A 20,775-nucleotide genomic window follows, 5' to 3' on the forward strand; every position below is an offset into this window, starting at 1 on the left:
TTGCCATCGGTGACGGTGTGGAGGCGGATGGTTACCAGTCGTCGGTCGGAATGGGGATGGCATCTTGCGCGATCTCATCGCCTGCCAGGACCTCGGCCCCGACCGTCTTCACCAAGCGACTCGGCAAGGAACGGCGGGCCGGGGCGGCCCGTCCGTCTCGCTTTTCCGTGGACTTCGTGGATAGGAGTGCGGCGGAACGGGTACGCGCAAGACATGGCAAAGTTGGGCATTCCTGACGAGGTGCGAGCCTGCCTCTTCGATCTGGATGGTGTGCTGACCAAGACCGCGGTGGTGCACGCTGCCGCCTGGAAGCAAACCTTTGACGACTTCCTGCGGCGCAGGGAGGGCCCCGGCTTCCGACCTTTCGACGCGGTGGCCGACTACGACGAGTACGTCGACGGGCGTCCGCGCTCCGACGGAGTGCGCGCGTTCCTGGCCTCGCGCGGCATCGAGCTTCCCGAGGGAGCCGACGACGACCCACCGGACATGGACACCGTGCACGGTCTCGGCAACCGCAAGAACATCCTGCTACTGGAGAAGATCCATACACAGGGCGCCGAGGCGTACGCGGGATCCGTCCGATACGTCGAGGCGGCACGCGCGGCCGGGCTCAGCACCGCTGTCGTCTCCTCCAGTGCCAACTGCCGCGACATTCTTGTCTCGGTCGGCATGGAGCAGCAGTTCGACGTACGGATCGACGGCGTGGTCGCCGCCGAGCGCAAGCTGCCCGGCAAGCCACACCCCGACACCTTCCTGGAAGCCGCGCACGACCTCGGTGTCGAGCCCGGGGAGGCGGCCGTTTTCGAGGACGCCCTGGCGGGTATGGACGCCGGCCGGTCCGGCCACTTCGGATACGTCGTCGGCGTCGACCGCGTCGGCCAGGCGGATGCCCTGCGCGAGCACGGTGCCGACATTGTCGTGAAGGATCTCGCGCAGTTGCTGAAGGACTTGACGTGATCACCCATTCCGCCTTTACGGCCGAGCCCTGGCGGCTGCGCGAGAGCGGGCTGCACCGGGACGTCCTGGCACAGAGTGAATCGGTCTTCGCCTTGTCCAACGGACATGTCGGCTGGCGGGGCAACCTTGACGAGGGCGAGCCGCACGGACTGCTGGGCAGCTACCTCAACGGCGTGCACGAGAAGCATCCGAGTGCCCAGGCGGAAGCTGGATACGGCTATCCGGAGTCCGGCCAGACCGTCATCAACGTCACCGACGGCAAGCTCATCCGCCTCCTGGTCGGTGACGAGCAGTTCGATCTGCGCTACGGGCACCTGCGTTCCCATGAACGGGTGCTCGATCTGCGGAGCGGGCTGTTGCACCGCGTGTGCGAGTGGACCTCGCCGGCCGGCAAGACCGTTCGCGTGCGCTCCACCCGCCTGGTCTCCTTCTCCCAGCGGGCCATCGCCGCGATCGCCTACGAGGTGGAAGCGGTGGACGATGACATACGACTCGTCGTCCAGTCCGAACTCGTCGCCAACGAGCCCGTGCCCCAACTCGGCAGCGATCCACGGGTCGCCGCGGCACTGGACTCGCCGCTCCAGCCCGAGGAGCACAGCGCCTATGACACGCGGCTGCGGCTGGTGCACCGCACCTCCGCGAGCAACCAGCGCATCGCGGCCGCTGCCGACCACATCGTGCGGGGCCCTACGTCCACCCAGACCTCCAGCGAAAGTGGGGACGACGTCGCCCGGGTCAGTGTCGTCACCGAACTCAAGCCCGGCGAGACGCTCCGTCTGGAGAAGCTGGTCTCCTACGGCTGGTCCGCGATGCGCTCGCTACCGGCCCTCCGGGATCAAGTGGAGGCAGCGCTCGCCGGTGCGCGCAGCACCGGCTGGCAGGGTCTGGTCGACCAGCAGCGAGCATTCCTGGACGGCTTCTGGGCACACGCCGACGTCGAGGTCGACGGCGACGCGGAGATCCAGCAGGCCGTCCGCTTCGCGCTCTTCCACGTACTCCAGGCCGCCGCCCGTGCAGAGCAGCGGGCGATCCCGGCCAAGGGCCTGACCGGCTCCGGATACGACGGACACTCTTTCTGGGACACCGAAACCTTCGTCCTGCCCCTCCTCACCTTCACCTATCCGCGCTGCGTCGCCGAGGCGCTGCGCTGGCGCCACGACACCCTGCCCGCGGCGCGCCAGCGCGCCCGCCAACTGGACCTGAAGGGCGCGACCTTCCCGTGGCGCACCATCGACGGGGCGGAATGCTCCGGCTACTGGCCGGCCGGCGCTGCGGCCTTCCACATCAACGCCGACATCGCCAATGCCGTCGTGCGCTACGTCTCAGCCACCGGTGACGAGGGCTTCGAGCGGCAGACGGGTGTGGAGCTACTGGTGGAGACGGCCCGGTTGTGGCACTCGCTGGGCTACCACGACTCCCACGGCAGCTTCCACATCGACGGCGTCACCGGACCGGATGAGTACAGCGCGCTCGCGAACGACAACGTCTACACCAATCTCCTGGCCCAGAGGAACCTGTGGGGTGCCGCGGACGCTTCCGAGCGCCATCAGGAGCAGGCCGAGGCGCTCGGCGTCGATGAGGAGGAGATCGCCGCCTGGCGGGATGCCGCCAAGGCGATGGCCGTGCCCTGCAACAGCGCGCTGGGCATCCACGAGCAGTCCGCGGGCTTCACCCGACAGGAGGTCTGGGATTTCGCCCGCACCCGCCCCGACCAGTACCCGCTGATGCTGCACTTCCACTACCTGGAGCTGTACCGGAAGCAAGTGATCAAACAAGCGGACCTGGTGCTGGCGATGTACCTGCGCGGTGACGCGTTCGAAGAAGGCGAGAAAGCCCGGGCTTTCGCCTACTACGAGCCACTCACCGTACGCGACTCCTCCTTGTCCGCGTGTACCCAGGCCGTCATGGCCGCCGAGGTCGGCCACTTGCGCCTGGCCTACGACTACCTGGGCGAAGCCGCGCTGATGGACCTGGACGATCTGGAGAAAAACACCCGCGACGGCCTGCACATCGCCTCCCTGGCGGGCACCTGGATGGCGCTGGTCGCGGGATTCGGGGGCATGCGCTACCACGAGGAAACCCTGCATTTCACCCCCAGGCTGCCCGAGAATCTCAGCCGGCTCGCCTTCTCGCTGCACGTGCGGCAGCGGTGCCTGCGCGTCGAGATCACCAACTCCCAGGCCTCTTACTCCCTGCTGGCCGGTGAACCCATCGAGATCAGGCACTTCGGGGAGCGCGTGACCGTTTCCCATGGCACCCCGCAGACCCGGCCCATCAAGCCGCCGACCGTCTTGCCGGCACCCACCCAACCGCCAGGACGCCGCCCCGAGCGCCCCCACTGAACGCAGGCCCCGGCACCCCGGCACATGGGGGGAATCGCTCCATGGCTTCTCCGGTCGACTGGGGTGGGGGAGTCGGGCGGGGGACACCGTCGATGGAGCCCCCGCCCAGAACTCGATCAGCTCCAGGTCATGTTGATCTCGCGCTCGAAATTGATGTATCCAGCGCGCCGGAAGGCGTTCGCCATCGGGATGTTGCCGAGGTCCGTGGACGCGCGGATGCGGGGGACGTGCTGCTCGGTGAGGACCCGGGTGCCCTCGGCGAGGATGTCGTCGATGTAGCCGTTGCCGCGGTGTGAGGGCAGGACCGCCAGGTAGGCGATGATCGGGTTGTAGTTGTTGCGGGCCGGGATGACGAACCCCACTGGCTCTCCATGGGGCAGTGTTGCGATGCGCCACCAGTCCCGCGGGCTCGTGAAACGCGCCAACTCGTCCTCGTAGTGCCGGACGGCCGCTTCGTGCGTGGACATCCTCATCAGGTCGTCACGGCCATGCGCGTCCAACGTACCGTCAAGAACCGAGGCCATGAGAGCCACGAGTTCCTCGCGATCGTGGACCGGCCGGAAGACGAGGCGCCTGCCGGGCACGGGAGCCGGCGATTCCGGACGCCATTCCAAACGCAGTCGTTCGACGAAGAGCCGGGCACCGGTCCGTTCGAGTACCGTCATGCGGTCTTCGACGGCTTGTCTCGTTGCCGCGTTCTCACGCCAGTCCGGCGGGACGAAACGGCTGTACTCAGGGGGACGCGACCCATTCGGGAGGATGGCGGCCATCGCGGTGCGCAGAAGTCGCACCCCGATGTCCAGTTGATCGGGGCCCGAGGCGCTGTCTTCGATGTCGAAGACATCCAGGACGAGTGGTGCGTCGTCGGCTGATCGGCTCCACCAGGCTGCCCTGGCCAGCAGGCGGTCACCGCGCAGCGCGACCCACATCCACTCCGGACGTCGGCGGCCGTTGGCAAGGTCGTCCGCCAATTCCTCATTGAGGACGTACGGCAGTTGGGAGAAGAGGTCGAGTTCTTCGCGTCCGGTGATCGGACGCATGGTCAGGTCGTTCGTTTTCACGGTCAAGGCACGCTCCGGTGAAGGCGCCCGTCCGCTCCGGGGTCAGACGTGGTCCGTACCCCGGGAGGACACAAGCGCGGTGATCATGGGGATCATGGGCTTATCCCTCCTCTCGCTGTCGTGGCCCCCCAACCCTCGTGGTGGGGGCCCAGCGGCAATGTCTACCCAACCGCGGCCCTCGTCCGCAAACCGTTTTCGATCACCCTGCTTCCGACAGTGCCGAACAGCGGGTCCAGGTCTGTCAGCCGCAGGTTCCAACAGCCGCGTCCCGGTGGCCGGCGCGTGATCCCCGCCCGCCGCGTCGCGGGTCAGCTCGGCTTCCCGTGTCCATGAGTCTCAGACCTTCTCGATCGCGTGCGGCAGTTCCGTTGATACCTCCCTGATGTTCTTGGAGCGCTCCTTGACAAGGGCTTTACGGGTACTGTCGGCGGACTGTCAGAGAGCCGTAAATTCCACTACCCGAGGGGGAATTGGCGGCACCCGGAGCCGTAGATTCCTCCTCGGCCGCTCAATGGCACGGTCGCCGGTGCGAGGCAGCACCCCGCGGGAGCGTTCCTCCGGTCGCGTCTCCAGCGGCTGACGCGCGGGGGCGCTCTTCCCGCACCCGCGTCCGCCATCGGCCCTGCCGTCGCCGGAGCTCCGGCGACGGCAGGGCTCGAAGCCGTGTCAGGGCGACGTCAATACGGCCGGCAGACCTTGATGCCGTACTGAGCCATCGAGTTGGATGGTCGACATGAACAGCAGTCCATACCACGAGGACCGGCCGCCTCATACGGTGCCGCCGGCTCTGGGCGCTGTTCGCCGACCGGCGCGGTAACCGCGCCCTTTGGTCGCCTCCGGCTGCCTGACGCCGCATGTATCTTCGCGCGTCGGTGGTTCAAGTCGCACCTCTCACTCAACGCAACACACATCTCCAAGGAACCCTTCTATGTCCTCATCTCTGTCCGGGCGGACCGTTCTGGTCACCGGAGCCACCAGTGGCATCGGCTACGAGACCGCACGACAGCTCGCCGAGCACGGCGCCACCGTCCTGATGCATGGCCGCACCACCGAGGGAGCCCGTGCGGCGGTCGACAAGCTCGCCACCACCACTGAGGTCGACCACGCCCGACTGAGCTTCCTCGGAGCCGACTTCACGCGCCTCGACGAGGTTGAACGGATGGCCTACCAAGTCAATCAGGAACACTCACATCTCGACGTGCTGGTCAACAACGCGGGCATGGCCGCACCCGAGAGGCACACTCTTACCACCGACGGCAACGAAGTCGCCTTCCAGGTCAACTTCCTGGCCCACTACCTCCTCACGTGCCTCCTTGAAAGCGCGCTCACCAGTGCCCCGAGCGGTCGCGTTGTCAATGTCTCCTCCTCACTGCACCGCACCGGCTCCATCCAGTGGAGAGACCCTCACCGCCTCCGCCGCTACTCCCGTCTCGCGGCCTACGCCCAGTCCCAGCTCGCCCTCACCGTCTTCACCGCCGACACACGTGTGACCGCGGTCAGCGTCCACCCCGGCATCTGTGACACCGAGTTGCTGCCGCTGTACGCGCATGAGGGCGCGATGCCGGCTGAGGGCGCCGCGCATGTGGTGCGGCTGTGCGATCCGGCCACCAAGATCGTCAACGGCGCGTACTACGACCGCGACCGGCGCGTGGAGCCGGCCCCCGCCGCGACGGAGGAACGCACCGTCAAGCGTCTTACCAAGCTCGCCGACGTCCTCGTCGGCCAGAGCGCTTGAAGGAGGAGAACGAGCCCGAGCGTCAGCGAGAACACGGCGCATCACTCGGTGAGGCGGGCGCTCGCTGAATTCCCGAGGGGCGGTCTCCCACATGGAGCCGCCCCTCACGCGTAGGACCTCGTGATTCTTCCGTGATCGGGCTGCCGCCGCGCCGGCTCCATACCCTGGTGGGCCGGTCCTGGTGTCCGAACCGCCGGCTACCCGTATGCAGCGCGTTATATCTGGGGTGCCGCGCATCAAGCACCCGTAAGCGCCAGGGCCCCCACCCGGGCACTCGGGCATAGCGTCATCGATGCACGCCCACCGTAGTTCCGGCGGGGCGGCATATGTCGTCGTCCCCAAGGAGCAACAGCATGTCTCAGGCGGATCCCCCCCGAGCACCCGGAACCAGCCGAACGTATCCTGGCCGGGCTCTCCCGTCCGGTGGATGATGGCAGCCATGGCCTCCGTGTCGCGTCCGAAGCTGTTCATGGGCTGAAGTGAGCCTCGACGGAGGCGTCTTGGTCCGGTTTGGTCCGCGTCGGCCTCGCTGACGCCGCGCCCGAATCGTGTCGCCCGTGTCCTGTGTCCTGTCGAGCAGACCGGTCGACCGGGCCGACCGGATGTCGAGCCCCGACGTGCCCGCTTACCGTCTGCCCTCTGGCCTGTCCGCCTGTATGCCCGTCTGCCTGTACGGCGTGAACAGCTCGATGACATGAGCCGCCGAGACCGTGGCCCGCAGGACCCCTGGGCCCGCCCCTGAACCCCCGCCGAGTTCCCCCTTGGCGAAGCGGCGCTCCGCGTGTGCCGCGGGCAGCCCGCAAGATCACCGAATTTCCCCAAGCGTGAGGACGAGGTCTCGATGACCGTCGAAAACACTGCCGGCCTGATCGTGGCCGCCACCTCGCTTGTCCACCCGATGGTGGCCCTGAGCACGCCGGAGCGTTTCTGATGTCCGCCCCCGCGCCGGTCAAGCCCGTCCCCGCACGAGGTGCCGGGCCCGTGGACCCCGAGCGGCCCCGCCGTATCGGTGCCGGAATGCTCGACCCCGAACAGCTCTGGCGCGCGCTCCCTGAGGCGTTGCGCAAGCTCAATCCGGTCACCCTGTTCCGTAACCCGGTCATGTTCGTGACCGAGGTGGGTGCCGCTCTCACCACCGGCATCGCGGTCGTCAGCCCGAGTCTGTTCGGCTGGCTGATCACCGGCTGGCTGTGGCTGACAGTGGTCTTCGCCAACCTCGCCGAGGCCGTCGCCGAGAGTCGCGGTAAGGCACAGGCGCACACACTCCGAAAGACCCGGCAGCAGACCCGGGCCCGCCGTCTGGCCGGCTGGGAACCAGGTGCGGCGAGGGCCTCCTGGCGAGAGCGGAGTGTCGCGGCCTCCGAGCTGCGGCGCGGTGACTTCGTCTCCGTTCCGGCCGGAGAGCTGATTCCCGGAGACGGTGACGTCGTCGAAGGCGCGGCGAGCGTGGACGAGTCCGCGATCACCGGCGAGTCCGCACCGGTCATTCGCGAGTCCGGCGGCGACCGCAGTGCTGTCACCGGCGGTACGCGCGTCCTGTCCGACCGACTTGTCGTGAAGATCACCCAGGAGCCGGGGAAGAGCTTCCTGGACCGCATGATCTCCCTGGTCGAGGGCGCCAACCGGCAGAAGACCCCCAACGAGCTGGCACTGAACCTGCTGCTCGTCATGCTGACCTTCGTCTTCCTGGTGGCGGTGGTGACGCTGCAGCCGATGGCGATCTTCTCCAAGGGGTTCATGGCGGCCGCACCCGAAACCGCGGCACTCACCTCGGACGGTGTCACCGGCATCGTCCTGGTCTCGCTTCTCGTCTGCCTGATCCCCACCACCATCGGCGCGTTGCTCTCCGCGATCGGGATCGCGGGCATGGACCGCCTGGTGCAGCGCAACGTACTGGCCATGTCCGGCAGGGCGGTCGAGGCCGCCGGCGATGTCAACCTGCTGTTGCTCGACAAGACCGGCACCATCACGTACGGCAACCGGCGCGCGAGCGCGTTCCTGCCGGTAGGCGCCGTCCCCATGGACAGGCTCGTCAAGGCCGCGCTGCTCTCCAGCCTCGCCGACGAGACCCCCGAGGGCCGCTCGATCGTCCAATATGTCAACGGCAAGCACCACGAGGTCGTCGAGGACTGCCGTGGCGTCAGCGGCGCCGAGTGGGTGCCGTTCAGCGCCGCCACCCGGATGTCGGGCATCGACCTGCCTACCGGACAGCGGCTGCGCAAGGGCGCGGCGGCTTCCGTCGCGGCATGGGTGCGCGAGCACGGCGGTGAAGTGCCGGCCGCCCTCGAAGCGAGCGTGGAGCGGGTTTCGTCGGCGGGCGGCACACCGCTGGCCGTCGCGGAGCTGAGGAGCGACGGAACGGCCGAGGTGCTCGGCGTCATTCACCTCAAGGACGTCGTCAAGCCGGGCCTGCGTGAACGTTTCGCCGAACTGCGCCGCATGGGGATCCGTACGGTGATGATCACCGGTGACAATCAGCGGACCGCGAAGGCGATCGCCGAGGAGGCGGGCGTCGACGACTTCCTCGCGGAGGCGACCCCCGAGGACAAGCTCGCCCTGATCAAGCGCGAGCAGGCAGGCGGGCACCTCGTCGCGATGACCGGTGACGGCACCAACGACGCGCCCGCGCTGGCCCAGGCGGATGTCGGCGTCGCGATGAACACCGGTACGTCGGCCGCCAAGGAGGCCGGCAACATGGTCGACCTCGACTCCGATCCCACGAAGATCATCGAGATTGTCGAGATCGGCAAGCAACTCCTGATCACCCGGGGCGCGTTGACCACCTTCTCCATCGCCAACGACATCGCCAAGTACTTCGCGATCCTTCCCGCGATGTTCGTGGCCGTGTATCCGGGGCTCGAACGGCTCGACATCATGAATCTTCACTCGCCGCTGTCCGCGATCCTCTCCGCGGTCATTTTCAACGCGGTGGTCATCGTGGCGCTGATCCCGATCGCCCTGCGCGGCGTGCGCTACCGGCCGAGCAGCGCCTCCGACCTGCTCACCCGGAACCTGTGGATCTACGGACTCGGCGGCGTGATCGTGCCGTTCCTGGCCATCAAGCTCATCGACTTCGCCCTCGTCCAGTTCATCCCGGGGATCTGACATGAACCAACGACTCCCGCACTGGCTCGCCCAGCACATCGCGGCCGTACGCGTCGTCCTCGTCCTCACACTGCTGACGGGCCTGTTCTATCCGCTGGCCATGACGGCCGTCGCCCAACTGCCCGGACTGCGCGACAGCGCGCAGGGCTCGCGGATCGAGGGCCCCGACGGCAAGGCGGCCGGCAGCTCGCTGATCGGCCAGTCCTTCGCCGACGAGAAGGGAAATCCGATCAAGCGGTACTTCCAGTCCCGGCCCTCCAACGCCGGGACGGGATACGACGCTTCGGCGTCCGCGGCCGGCAACCAGGGACCGGAGAGTGTCGTGGACGCCCAGGACAAGCCGAGTCTGCTCACTCTGGTGTGCGGACGCAGCCGGGCGGTCGGCCACCTCGAAGGTGTCGACGGCTCACGTCCGTACTGCACGCGCGATGGTGTCGGCGCGGTTCTCGGTGTCTTCCACAACGGCGGTACGACCGGTCGTGTCACCCGGGTCGTCAGCCTCAACCAGCCTTGTCCGGCCGAGCCGTTCCGCCCCTCCTACGAGGGGATCGCCGTCGAGTGCGCCAAGCCCGGCACGGACTACAGCCGTGCCGTGACGGTTCCCGTACGGGGCGACGCGCCGGAAGAACCGGTCGTCCCCGCCGATGCGGTCACGGCGAGCGCCAGCGGTCTCGATCCGCACATCAGTCCGGCCTACGCCGAATTGCAGATTCCACGCGTCGCGCGAGAGCGCGGCGCCGATGAGACCTCCGTACGAGAGCTGATCAAGAAGTACACCACCGCCCGTGCGCTCGGCGTACTCGGTGAACCGGCCGTCAATGTCGTCGAGCTGAACATCGCGCTCGACCGTACCTACCCGAAGCGAGGGGCCTGACCATGGCGCCCTGGATCCAGGCATCGATCGTCCTCGCCGTCGTCGTGGGACTGCACATCCCGCTGGGCGACTACATGGCCCGCGTCCTCGACGGGGGCAGACACAGCCGGGCGGAGAAGGCTCTGTACCGCGTCTGCGGAGTCAACCCGGACAAGGAGCAGACATGGCGGCACTACCTCGTCGCCCTGATCGCCTTCTCGGTGATGAGCATCGCGGCGCTCTTCGCCCTCTTCACCCTCCAGGGCAAACTTCCCTGGTCGACCGGGCACGAGGGCATGCCGTGGCGCCTCGCACTGCACACCGCCGTCTCCTTCACCACCAACACGAGCTGGCAGAACTACGCGGGTGAATCGACGACCGGCCATCTCGCCGTCATGGCCGGCCTGGGCGTCCAGGCCTTCGCCTCGGCCGCTGTCGGCATCTGCGCGGCTCTCGCGCTGGTGCGGGGTCTTGTCCGGCACTCGACCTCCGACCTCGGCAACTTCTGGGTCGATCTCCTGCGCACCGTCTTCCGGATCCTGGTCCCGATCGCCGTCGTCGGCGGACTGGTCCTGATGGCGGGAGGCGTCGTCCAGAGTCTCGGCGCCCCGGAAACCGTCGAAACGGTCGCGGGCGGGCAGCAGACGGTGCCCGGCGGGCCCGCTGCTTCCTGGGAGGCGCTGAAACTCTTCTCCGGGGACGGCGGCGGTGTCTTCAACGCCAACAGCGCGCACCCCTTCGAGAACCCGTCGGCATGGACCAACGTGGTGGAGATCGTGTTGATGCTGCTGATCCCGACGGCCTGCATCCGTATGTACGGCAGGATGATCGGCAGTCCGAAGCAGAGCTGGACCCTGCTCTCGGTCGTCGCCATCCTCTTCGGCCTGCTGCTCACAGCCGGCACCCTTGCGCAGAGCGCCCACACCGGAGTGGTGACCGAGGCGGTCGGCGGACAGTACGAAGGCACCGAGACCCGGTTCGGAATCCCCGGCTCCACCCTCTTCGGCGTCGCGGCCACGGGCTCGGCGGACGGCGCCTCCAACGCCTCGTACGACAGCTTCTCCAGCCTCGGCGGCGGTGTACTCCTCGCCGCGATGATGCTCGGCGAGATCGCCCCTGGCGGCACCGGCAGCGGGCTCTACGGTCTGATCATGGTCGTCCTTGTCGCCGTCTTCATCGGCGGGCTCATGGTCGGCCGCACCCCCGAATATCTGCGCAAGCGGCTCGGGTTCGCCGAGATGCGGTACGTCGTGATGTACGCCCTCGTCCCGCCCACCGTGATCCTGGCGTGCACGGGTCTCGCACTCTCCCTGGGGCACGGCCGGACGTCGATGGGCAACCCGGGAGCGCACGGCCTGACCGAGCTGATCTACGCCTACACCAGCAATACCAACAGCAACGGCAGCGCGATGGCCGGCTTCAACGGCGCCACCGACTTCCACAATCTGCTGATGGTCGTGGCGATGCTGCTCGGCCGCTACCTGCCGATGGCGTGTGTCCTGGCGCTGGCGGGCCGACTGGCCGGACAGCGGCCGGGCGTCGTGACGGTCGGCACGCTGCGTCCGCAGGGTGCCAACTTCGTCGTCCTGGCCACCGGAGCGGCCGTCATCCTGGCGCTCCTCAATTTCCTTCCCGCGCTGTCCCTCAGCGCACTCGCGGAGGGACTGTTCGCGAACTGAGCCGGTACGGGACGGCCCTTTGCCCGCGATCTGTCAAGGCGGTGACAGTGAATACCCGGGCGACGCCAGGGACGTGTCAAGGCATGTGCCTTCCGGGCGATCACGCGAGTCCGGTGCGGGAGCGTGGTCTCACCGGAACGCGTGGCCGCCCGGATCTCCCGTATCCTCCCTGCGATCAGAGGAGCTCAGTGCCCGTGAGCATCGAGAATGTCGTCGGAATATTCGTGGCCGTCAGTATCGTCGGCTATCTGGTGCTCGCGGTGATGTACCCCAACCGGTTCTGATGCCGGATGACGGCGGTTTCAACCGGAAGGCCGCGGACAGCCGTCGTCGGCCCTCTTCAGCAGTGGGCTCACCCGGCTGCCGGGTCCCCGAGTCAGAACCGCGTCAAGGTCGGTGAACTCTCGCACGATCTCGTAAACCACCCCGGATGATGATCTACAGCACACGGCGCGCCCCGGCCGCGCGGGAAGACCTGCCGGTCGAGCGCAGGTCGGTATGAGGGAGCAGGTGCTGTGGTGAAACCGGATGCCAGGCCGGGAGGGCACGGAGGACCTGGGAGGCTGAAGGTCTTTCTCGGTGCCGCGCCCGGTGTGGGCAAGACATACCGGATGCTGGAGGAGGGCAGTCGCCGGGCGGAGCGCGGCACGGATGTCGTCGTGGCATTCGCCGAGTGCCACGGGCGCCCGCACACCGAGGAGAAGCTCGACGGTCTTGAGATCCTGTCCCGCGTTCCCCGTACCCGGGGGGACGGCACGGCCGGCGAGATGGACCTCGACGCGGTGCTGGTGCGGCGGCCCGGGGTGGCGCTGGTCGACGACCTCGCCCACACCAACCTCCCCGGCGGCCGCAACGCCAAGCGCTGGCAGGACGTCGAAGAACTCCTCGCCGCCGGGATCGATGTCGTCACCACACTCAACATCCAGCACCTGGAGTCCCTCAACGATGTCGTCGAGGAGATCACCAAGGTGCCGCAGCGGGAGACCGTCCCCGATGGTGTGGTGCGCCGTGCCTGGCAGATCGAGCTGGTGGACATGCCTGTCGGGGCCCTGCGCCGCCGTATGGCCCATGGTGATATCTACGCCCCGGAGAGCGTGGACGCGGCGATGGCGAGCTACTTCCGGATAGAGAATCTGACGGCCCTGCGTGAACTGGCTCTGCTGTGGGTGGCGGGCCATGTCGACGAGGCGCTGCGGACATACCGTTCGGAGCATGGCATCGGCGGTGTCTGGGAGACCCGGGAACGGGTGGTGGTCGCGCTCGGCGGTGGTCCCGAGGGCGAGACGATCATCCGCCGGGCGGCTCGTATCGCCGACCGGTCAGCCGGCTGCGACCTTCTCGCCGTACACGTCGCGCGCAGCGACGGTCTGGCGGGCGGCTCCTCACCGGCGGCTCTCGCCGGGCAGCGCGCACTGGTCGAGAGCCTCGGTGGCAGCTACCACTCCGTGGTCGGCCACGACGTGCCCACCGCGCTGCTGGAGTTCGCCCGTGCCGAGAACGCCACCCAACTGGTGCTCGGTACCAGCAGCCGGGGGCGTCTGGAGCGCTTCCTCACCGGTCGCGGTATCGGAGAGACGGTGGTGGCACGGTCCGGGAACATCGACGCCCACATGGTCACGCACGAGCGGGCCGGGCGGGGAAGCCTCCTGCCGTCCCGGCGCCGTACCCTGTCCACCTCACGGCTTGTCGCGGGCCCCGTCTCCGGCCTCGTTCTCCCCGTGGCCCTCACCTTTCTGCTGGACCACGCCCGGGGCACCCTGAACGTCACGAGTGAGGCGCTGCTCTTCCTGCTCACGGTGGTCGGCGTCGCCTGCGTCGGCGGGGTCGTGTCCGCCGTAGTCGCGTCGGCGACCGCGTCGCTGCTGCTCAACTACTGGTTCATGCCCCCGGTCGGTGCCTTCACGACCAGTCTCGACAGCGTACTGGCCACCATGGTGTTCGCCGTAGTGGCGGGCACGGTGGCTGCTGTCGTGGACCGCTCGCTGCGGCTGTCCCGTCGTGCGGCGCGGGCGACGGCCGAGGCGGAGACGCTGTCCTCGCTCGCCGGTTCCATCGTGCGCGGCGACCAGGCCGTCCCGGCGCTGCTGGAACGTATGAGAGAGACCTTCGGCATGGACTCGGCCCATCTGGTGGAGGCACCGGAGACGGACGAACAGGCGTGGGGCGAGTCGGCCGTAGCGGTCGACCGCGGCGGGGGCGGTGCGACGGGGGCGTCCGTCGTGCGGATGCCGGTGGGGCAGGACGCCCACCTCGTCCTGCGTGGCCGTACGCTGCCCGCCTCCGACCGCCGGGTGCTCTCCGCGTTCGCCGCGCATGTCGCGGTCGCGCTGGAACGGACCCGGCTGGCCGAGGCCGCGGCCGAGATCGAACCGGTCAAGGCGGCCGACCGGATGCGTACAGCGCTGCTGGCAGCCGTCAGCCACGATCTGCGTACCCCGCTCGCCGCCGGATGGGCCGCCATCAGCTCACTGCGCAGCCAGGATGTGGACTTCAGCGACCAGGACCGGCACGAACTCCTCGCCACCGCCGAGGAATCCATGGCCCGGCTCGGCCGGCTCATCGACAACCTGCTCGACATGAGCCGGCTCCAGGCCGGGGCACTGACTCTCAACCTACGGGCCACCTCGTGGGAAGAAGTACTGCCGGCGGCGCTGGAATCGCTGCCCGCCGACGCGCCCACTGTCGACTTCCGGAGCCTCGAAGGCGCGCCCGCCGTGCTGGCCGACCCACCCCTGCTGGAACGGGTCGTGGCCAATCTGCTGAGTAATGCAGCCCGTTACACCCCGGAGGGACAGGGGGTGGTACTGACGGCCGGCACGCTCGCCGGCTACGTCGAGTTCCGTGTCGTGGACCGTGGTCCCGGGCTGCCCGCCGAGGACCATGAGCTGGCCTTCGTACCCTTCCAGCGCCTGGGGGACACCGACAACACCTCGGGGGTCGGGCTCGGTCTCGCCCTCGCCCGTGGGCTCACCGAGGCGATGGGGGGCACCCTCACGCCCGAGGACACCCCCGGCGGAGGTCTGACCATGCTCCTGCGCCTGCCCACGGCCGACTCGCCGTTTCCGCCGGAGGCGGGGACTACTCGACGTCGGAGATCTTGAACACCGTACGGGCCGTCTCTCGGTCGATACGCTCCGAGAGTTTCCGCAGCGCTGTCGCGCCGCGCGAGAGGTTTCCAGCCGCCATCGAGGTACGGGCATCCGCGTCCAGGAGTCGCCACAGCGCGGGGTTGGCGATCAGGACGCGCGGATCGATCTCGATCTGTCCGCCGTCGCCGTCCCGGAGGACGAGCCGCTGTGCGACGCCGTCGGACCAGCTTGCCGAGGTGAGGCGGACCGTACGCACCCGTCGCTCGCGCAGCAGCCCGCGCGAGGCCAGCCAGCCCGGCCCCGCGGTCAACCTTGGCGGCCAGAGCACCAGGAAGAGCAGGACGGCCAGTACCACCCACATGGCACCACGCGATCCACTGAGGGTGCCGACACCGAAGTCGGTCACCAGCAGCAGCACGAGAAGCAACAGGGCGCAGCCGACAGCCGACCACGCGTCCCCCGCCCAGCCGGTGTCGTACGCGGCGGACTTCCCGCCCGCCGTGCTGTCAATGACATGGAGCTCACGCAGGGAGCGGATGACGCGTCGTCGCATGCCGGGAATGCTAAGGACGGGGGCGGGCAAGGGAACGTGCGTTGACGGGCCACTGACGTGGGGCCCGTCGTTCCTGATGGGATGCATATGTGCCCTTGACACATGCCTGTTCGTGCCGCGTCGCGTCCCTGGCGATGGTCCGCCACGGCTCCTGAGCCGGCAGGAGTGGAATGTTCGCCCGCGGCCACTCACCAGCGAGGGCCCACGTGGAAGAACTCTGCGTCGAACATCCGGCTACTCTCCGCCATGTCTCCCGGCTTCCCCTTCGGCCACGGCCTCTGCGGTACGCAGGAGTTGCTCACTGGAGCGCGCAGGTCACGTGCCTTGTCGTAGACCGATCGGCAGGCGCGGAACGCACGATATCCGCCAGAAGTTGAGGGCAGGTCCCGGCCAGCCTAGGCTTGCAAGTGCGGGTACGTCAGATGCGCGTACCCGGCCAGGCAAAAGGAAGCGATGCCTGCAATGGCGGTCCTCCCGAAGCTGTGACTTGCCTCATCGCGTGACCGGGTTCCGCTCCGGCCTCTCGGCTGGGCTCGCCGATGTAGTGCACTCATGGAGATATCCACCGAGAGCACGGATGTGGCGAAGCGATGATCGACCTCGACACGCTGTCAGTGAACACGATTCGTGGACTGTGTATGGACGCGGTCCAAAAGGCCCGCTCCGGGCACCCTGGGACCCCCATGGGCATCGCACCGGTCGCCTACACACTGTGGCAGAAGTTCCTGCGCTTCGACCCCGACGACCCGATCTGGCCGAACCGCGACCGTTTCGTGCTCTCCGAGGGCCACGCCTCCACCCTGCTCTGGTCGCTGCTGCACCTGACCGGCGTCCGCGCGGTCGATCCCGACTACGAGGTGCTGGGCCGCCCGGCGGTCACACTCGACGACCTGAAGGCGTTCCGGCAACTCGACTCGCACTGCCCCGGCCACCCCGAGTACCGGTGGACGAGCGGCGTGGAGGCAACCACCGGCCCGCTCGGACAAGGGGTCGCCGACTCCGTCGGCATGGCCATCGCGGGCCAGTGGTTGGCGGACCGGTTCAACCGTGACGCCTTCACACTCTTCGATTTCGACGTCTACGCGCTCGCGGGCGACGGCTGCATGATGGAGGGCATCTCCTCCGAGGCCGCCTCACTGGCCGGGCATCTGAAGCTGTCCAACCTGTGCTGGATCTACGACTCCAACCAGGTCACCATCGAGGGCCACACCGACATCACCTTCACCGAGGATGTCGCCGCCCGCTTCCTCGCCTACGGCTGGAACGTGACCACCGTCGCCGACGCCAACGACCTCGACCAGGTCAGCCGCGCCCTTCACACCTTCCGAGCCGAGACCACCCGACCCACTCTGGTTCTGGTACACAGCCACATCGGCTACGGCTCCCCGGTCGAGGATTCACCGAAAGCGCACGGGACGCCGCTCGGGCCCGAAGGGGTCGAAGCGACCAAGCGCTTCCTCGGCATACCGCCGGACGCCGAGTTCCACGTCCCCGACGGCCTCTACGACTGGTTCGCCCGGGGGATCGGGGCACGTGGCGCCGAGGTGCGCACCGACTGGGAGAAGATGTTCGAGGACTACCGCGGCTCCCACCCCGGCCTCGCCGACGAACTGGAGCGAATCCAGCGCCGGGAGCTGCCGGAGGGCTGGGAGAACGCGCTTCCCACCTTCCCGGCCGACCCGAAGGGGCTGGCGAGCCGCGACTCGTCGGGGCAGGTGCTGGACGCCGTCGCCCAGGCGGTGCCCTGGCTCCTCGGCGGATCCGCGGACCTGACACCGTCGACCAAGACCCGACTCGCTTTCGACGGCGCCGGCGACTTTCAGCCCGACGACCGGTCCGGGCGCAACCTCCATTTCGGCGTCCGGGAGCACGCGTCGGCAGCGGTCGCGAACGGCATGGCACTGACGAAGCTGCGGCCGTACTGGTCGGGCTTCCTGATCTTCTCCGACTACGCCAAGGCCGCCATTCGTCTCTCCGCGCTGATGGAGATCCCGACCGTACACATCTTCACCCACGACTCCATCGGGGTCGGCGAGGACGGACCCACCCACCAGCCTGTCGAGCAGCTTGCCGGCCTGCGTGCGATACCCGGGCTGCTCGTCTTCCGTCCCGCCGACGCCAACGAGGTGGTGGAGATGTGGCGGGTGGTCGCCGCCCTCCGCCACGAGCCCGCGGCTCTGATCCTCTCCCGTCAGGCCCTTCCTACCTTCGACCGCAGCCGGCTCGGTGGGGCGGGCGGGGTCGCGCGGGGAGCCTACGTGCTGGCGGACGCACCCTCGGGCGAGCCGGAGGTGATTCTCCTCGCCACCGGCTCCGAAGTATCACTCGCCATGGACGCGTACGAAGAACTCACCGCCGAGGGCATCGCGTGCCGGGTGGTGAGCATGCCGTGCTGGGAACTGTTCGACCGACAACCGCAGGATTACCGGGACGAGGTGCTGCCACCCGCGGTGCCGGCCAGGGTGGCGGTCGAAGAAGCCTCGACACTCGGCTGGGACCGGTACGTCGGCGACCGTGGAGCCGTTGTCGGCATGCACACCTTCGGCGCCTCCGCGCCCCTCAAACAGCTGCTCAAGAGGTTCGGCTTCACCCCTGAACGGGTCTCGCAAGTGGCACGCGAACTGGTGGCACACGGTAAGGAGACAACAACGTGAAAGCGACCCGGATGCTGCACGAGCTCGGGCAAAGCCTGTGGCTGGACAACATCACCCGCGACCTGCTCGACTCCGGTGAGCTCCAGCACTACATCGACAACTACGCGGTAACCGGCCTGACATCGAACCCCTCGATCTTCGACAAGGCCATCTCCTCCGGCTGGTACGACGACGCCATCCGCGCCAAGTCCGTGGCGGGACGGCCGGATGAGGAGCTCTTCTTCGCGCTGGCCATCGAGGACCTTCAGCGTGCCGCCGATCTGTTTCTGTCCATCCACGAGAGAACCGACGGTGTCGACGGCTGGGTCTCCCTGGAGGTGTCACCTCTTCTGGCGTATGACACGGCGCGGACCATCGAAGCGGCGAGGGCACTTCACGCACGAGCGGGCAGGAGCAACCTGTTCATCAAGATCCCGGGCACCGCCGAAGGTCTCCCGGCGATCACCGAGAGCATTGCCTCGGGCGTTCCGGTGAATGTCACCTTGTTGTTTTCGGCCGACCACTACCGGGCCGCCGCCGACGCGTATCTGACGGGGGTCGAGCGGAGAGTGGAGAAAGGGCTCGATCCTGATGTGGGGTCCGTGGCGTCGGTGTTCATGTCCCGCTGGGACGCGGCTGTCAGCGATAAGGCACCGGAGGAGTTGCGCGACCGGCTCGGTCTCGCCGTCGGCGAGGACATCTACCGGGCCTATCGCACGTTGCTGGACTCGGACCGGGTGCAACGCCTGGAGAACGAGGGCGCTCGTATGCAGCGGTTGCTGTGGGCGAGCACCCGCACCAAGGACCCCGCCGCGTCGGACACGCTCTATGTTCACGGGCTCGCCGCACCGTTCACGGTCAACACCATGCCCGACGAGACGCTCAAGGCCTTTTACGACCATGGCGAAGTGGGCGAGCCGATGCCGGCCGACGGTGACGGCTGCGACGCGGTACTGGCACGGTTCGCCGACGCGGGCGTGGACGTCAAGGCCCTCGCCGCGAAACTGCAAAGCGATGGTGCGACATCCTTCGTAGCCTCCTGGAACGACCTCCTCGCGCGTATCTCCGCGCAACGAGAGGTCCTTGTTTGACCACCTCAACGGACGCGAGGGCCGACAGATGTCGATCAACCCCCTCCGGCAACAGCCGTCATGGAAAGCGCTCGAACAGCATCATTCCGACATTGGAACCATTCATCTGCGTGAGCTGTTCGCCCAGGATCCCGGTCGCGGTGAGCACCTGCACGCGGAAGCGGCGGGCCTGTACCTCGACTACTCCAAGAACCGGGTGACCGACGAGACGGTGCGACTGCTCTGTGATCTCGCCCGGGAGTGCGGACTGGAACAGCGCAGGGACATGATGTTCCGCGGCGAGCACATCAATGTCTCCGAACATCGTCCGGCCCTCCACGTGGCACTGCGCATGCCGAGCGGAAGCTCGCTCGTCGTCGACGGCGTCGATGTCGTCCCTCAGGTCCATTCCGTCCTGGAACGTATGGCCGCCTTCGCCCGGCGTATCCGGTCAGGCGAATGGAAAGGGCACACCGGAAAGCCGATCCGCAATATTGTCAATATCGGCATCGGCGGCTCCGACCTCGGGCCGGTCATGGCGTACGAGGCACTGCGCCACTACTCCCAGCGCGACCTGACGTTCCGTTTTGTGTCCAACGTGGACGCGACCGACTTCGTGGAAGCGACCCGAGCCCTCTCCCCGGAGGAGACCCTCTTCATCGTCTCGTCCAAGACCTTCGGCACGCTCGAAACCCTCACCAACGCCCATACGGCGCGCGACTGGGTGGTCAACGCCCTCGGCAGCGAGGACGCGGTCGCACGGCACTTCGTCGCGGTCTCGACGAACGCACAGCGGGTAGCCGCATTCGGCATCGACACAGCGAACATGTTCGAGTTCTGGGACTGGGTGGGCGGTCGCTACTCGATGGACTCCGCCATCGGCCTTTCCACGATGGTCGCGATCGGACCCGAGCAGTTCCACGACATGCTGGCCGGCTTCCACGCCATGGACGAGCACTTCCGCACAGCCCCGCTGGAGGAGAACCTCCCCGTGCTCATGGGTCTTCTCATCGTCTGGTACGTGGAGTTCTTCGGGACCCAGACCGTCGGAGTCATGCCCTACGAAGAGTATTTGAAGCGGTTCCCCGCCTACCTCCAACAGCTCACCATGGAGTCGAACGGCAAACATGTGACCCTGGAAGGCCAGGTCGTCGACTACGACACCGGACCGGTCTACTGGGGTGAGCCGGGCACCAACGGCCAGCACAGTTTCTACCAACTCCTCCACCAGGGGACCAGGCTGATACCGGTCGACCTGATCGGCTTCGGCAAGGGCCTGAACCCACTGGGCGACCACCACGACATCCTTTCGTCGAATGTCTTCGCGCAGGCCCAGGCGCTGGCCTTCGGCAGGACCGAGGAGGAAGTCCGGGCCGAGGGCACCCCGGCCGATGTCGTGCCGCACCGGGTGATGGACGGCAACCGCCCCACCAACGTGCTCCTCGGCGAGATCCTCACACCTCGCCTGCTCGGCGCCCTCGTGTCGCTGTACGAGCACAGTGTGTTCTCCCAAGGTGTGATCTGGGACATCGACTCCTTCGACCAGTGGGGCGTGGAACTCGGCAAGGTGCTCGCGGTCCAGATCATCCCTGACCTCACGTCCGAGGCCGAACCGGAGTTCGCCCGCGACTCGTCGACCAACGCCCTCATCCGTCGTTACCGCGCCCTGAAACGATAGGGCCCTTCCCACAGGAGAAC

14 protein-coding genes are annotated in these 20,775 nt (G+C 67.7%); 12 read left to right on the forward strand and 2 right to left on the reverse strand.

The features are described from left to right. The first annotated feature begins 213 nt into the window (after nucleotides 1-213). Entirely contained in the window at nucleotides 214-957 is a 744-nt protein-coding gene (locus ACIRQP_RS33090) for a beta-phosphoglucomutase family hydrolase (RefSeq protein WP_403896776.1), read from the forward strand. Then, nucleotides 954-3,299 (forward strand): glycoside hydrolase family 65 protein, encoded by a 2,346-nt coding sequence (locus ACIRQP_RS33095; RefSeq protein ID WP_403896779.1) that lies wholly within the window; start codon nucleotides 954-956, stop codon nucleotides 3,297-3,299. Before ACIRQP_RS33090 ends, ACIRQP_RS33095 begins: the two co-directional genes overlap by 4 nt. 116 nt (nucleotides 3,300-3,415) lie before the next feature. Here ACIRQP_RS33095 and ACIRQP_RS33100 read toward each other — a convergent pair whose 3' ends face one another. Continuing rightward, entirely contained in the window at nucleotides 3,416-4,339 is a 924-nt protein-coding gene (locus ACIRQP_RS33100; protein ID WP_403896827.1) for a GNAT family N-acetyltransferase, read from the reverse strand. A gap of 949 nt (nucleotides 4,340-5,288) precedes the next feature. On the opposite strand from ACIRQP_RS33100, the gene ACIRQP_RS33105 reads away from it, so the two are divergent. The 7 genes from ACIRQP_RS33105 to ACIRQP_RS33135 all read left to right on the forward strand — a co-directional run bounded on the left by ACIRQP_RS33105 (nucleotide 5,289) and on the right by ACIRQP_RS33135 (nucleotide 14,833). Then, entirely contained in the window at nucleotides 5,289-6,095 is an 807-nt protein-coding gene (locus tag ACIRQP_RS33105) for an SDR family NAD(P)-dependent oxidoreductase (protein ID WP_403896782.1), read from the forward strand. Between the two features lie 841 nt (nucleotides 6,096-6,936). Next, a complete protein-coding gene (locus ACIRQP_RS33110) occupies nucleotides 6,937-7,026 on the forward strand; it encodes a K(+)-transporting ATPase subunit F (RefSeq protein ID WP_403896785.1) in 90 nt (29 codons plus the stop codon). After that, nucleotides 7,026-9,200: a potassium-transporting ATPase subunit KdpB gene (gene kdpB / locus ACIRQP_RS33115; RefSeq protein ID WP_403896788.1), complete on the forward strand. Its 2,175-nt coding sequence runs from the start codon at nucleotides 7,026-7,028 to the stop codon at nucleotides 9,198-9,200. Before ACIRQP_RS33110 ends, kdpB begins: the two co-directional genes overlap by 1 nt. Nucleotide 9,201: 1 nt before the next feature. Beyond that, nucleotides 9,202-10,074, forward strand: a complete 873-nt coding sequence (locus ACIRQP_RS33120) for a potassium-transporting ATPase subunit C (RefSeq protein ID WP_403896791.1) — start codon at nucleotides 9,202-9,204, stop codon at nucleotides 10,072-10,074. A gap of 2 nt (nucleotides 10,075-10,076) precedes the next feature. Further along, nucleotides 10,077-11,732, forward strand: a complete 1,656-nt coding sequence (gene kdpA / locus ACIRQP_RS33125; protein ID WP_403896793.1) for a potassium-transporting ATPase subunit KdpA — start codon at nucleotides 10,077-10,079, stop codon at nucleotides 11,730-11,732. Between the two features lie 194 nt (nucleotides 11,733-11,926). Then, nucleotides 11,927-12,016: a K(+)-transporting ATPase subunit F gene (locus tag ACIRQP_RS33130; protein WP_403896795.1), complete on the forward strand. Its 90-nt coding sequence runs from the start codon at nucleotides 11,927-11,929 to the stop codon at nucleotides 12,014-12,016. Nucleotides 12,017-12,343: 327 nt separating this feature from the next. Further along, nucleotides 12,344-14,833, forward strand: a complete 2,490-nt coding sequence (locus ACIRQP_RS33135) for an ATP-binding protein (RefSeq protein ID WP_403896830.1) — start codon at nucleotides 12,344-12,346, stop codon at nucleotides 14,831-14,833. On the opposite strand, the gene ACIRQP_RS33140 is transcribed toward ACIRQP_RS33135, so the two are convergent. Then, on the reverse strand, nucleotides 14,811-15,374 hold the full coding sequence (locus ACIRQP_RS33140; RefSeq protein ID WP_403896798.1) for a hypothetical protein: 564 nt from the start codon (nucleotides 15,372-15,374) through the stop codon (nucleotides 14,811-14,813). The genes ACIRQP_RS33135 and ACIRQP_RS33140 overlap by 23 nt on opposite strands. 590 nt (nucleotides 15,375-15,964) lie before the next feature. Here ACIRQP_RS33140 and tkt point away from each other — a divergent pair. From tkt to pgi, 3 genes are read left to right on the forward strand one after another with little or no spacing between them, the layout of a single operon-like run. Next, nucleotides 15,965-18,028 carry a transketolase gene (gene tkt / locus ACIRQP_RS33145; RefSeq protein ID WP_403896801.1) on the forward strand — a complete coding sequence of 688 codons (2,064 nt, stop codon included), beginning with the start codon at nucleotides 15,965-15,967 and terminating at the stop codon, nucleotides 18,026-18,028. Next, the gene (gene tal, locus ACIRQP_RS33150) at nucleotides 18,025-19,098 is read left to right on the forward strand and encodes a transaldolase (protein ID WP_403896804.1); all 1,074 of its coding nucleotides are present in this window, start codon (nucleotides 18,025-18,027) and stop codon (nucleotides 19,096-19,098) included. Before tkt ends, tal begins: the two co-directional genes overlap by 4 nt. A gap of 28 nt (nucleotides 19,099-19,126) precedes the next feature. After that, complete coding sequence (gene pgi / locus ACIRQP_RS33155) at nucleotides 19,127-20,755, forward strand: glucose-6-phosphate isomerase (RefSeq protein WP_403896807.1); 1,629 nt, start codon at nucleotides 19,127-19,129, stop codon at nucleotides 20,753-20,755. Nucleotides 20,756-20,775: the final 20 nt, after the last annotated feature.

This window comes from Streptomyces sp. NPDC102274 (genome assembly GCF_044766385.1).
In the GTDB taxonomy this organism is placed as follows: Bacteria; Actinomycetota; Actinomycetes; order Streptomycetales; family Streptomycetaceae; genus Streptomyces.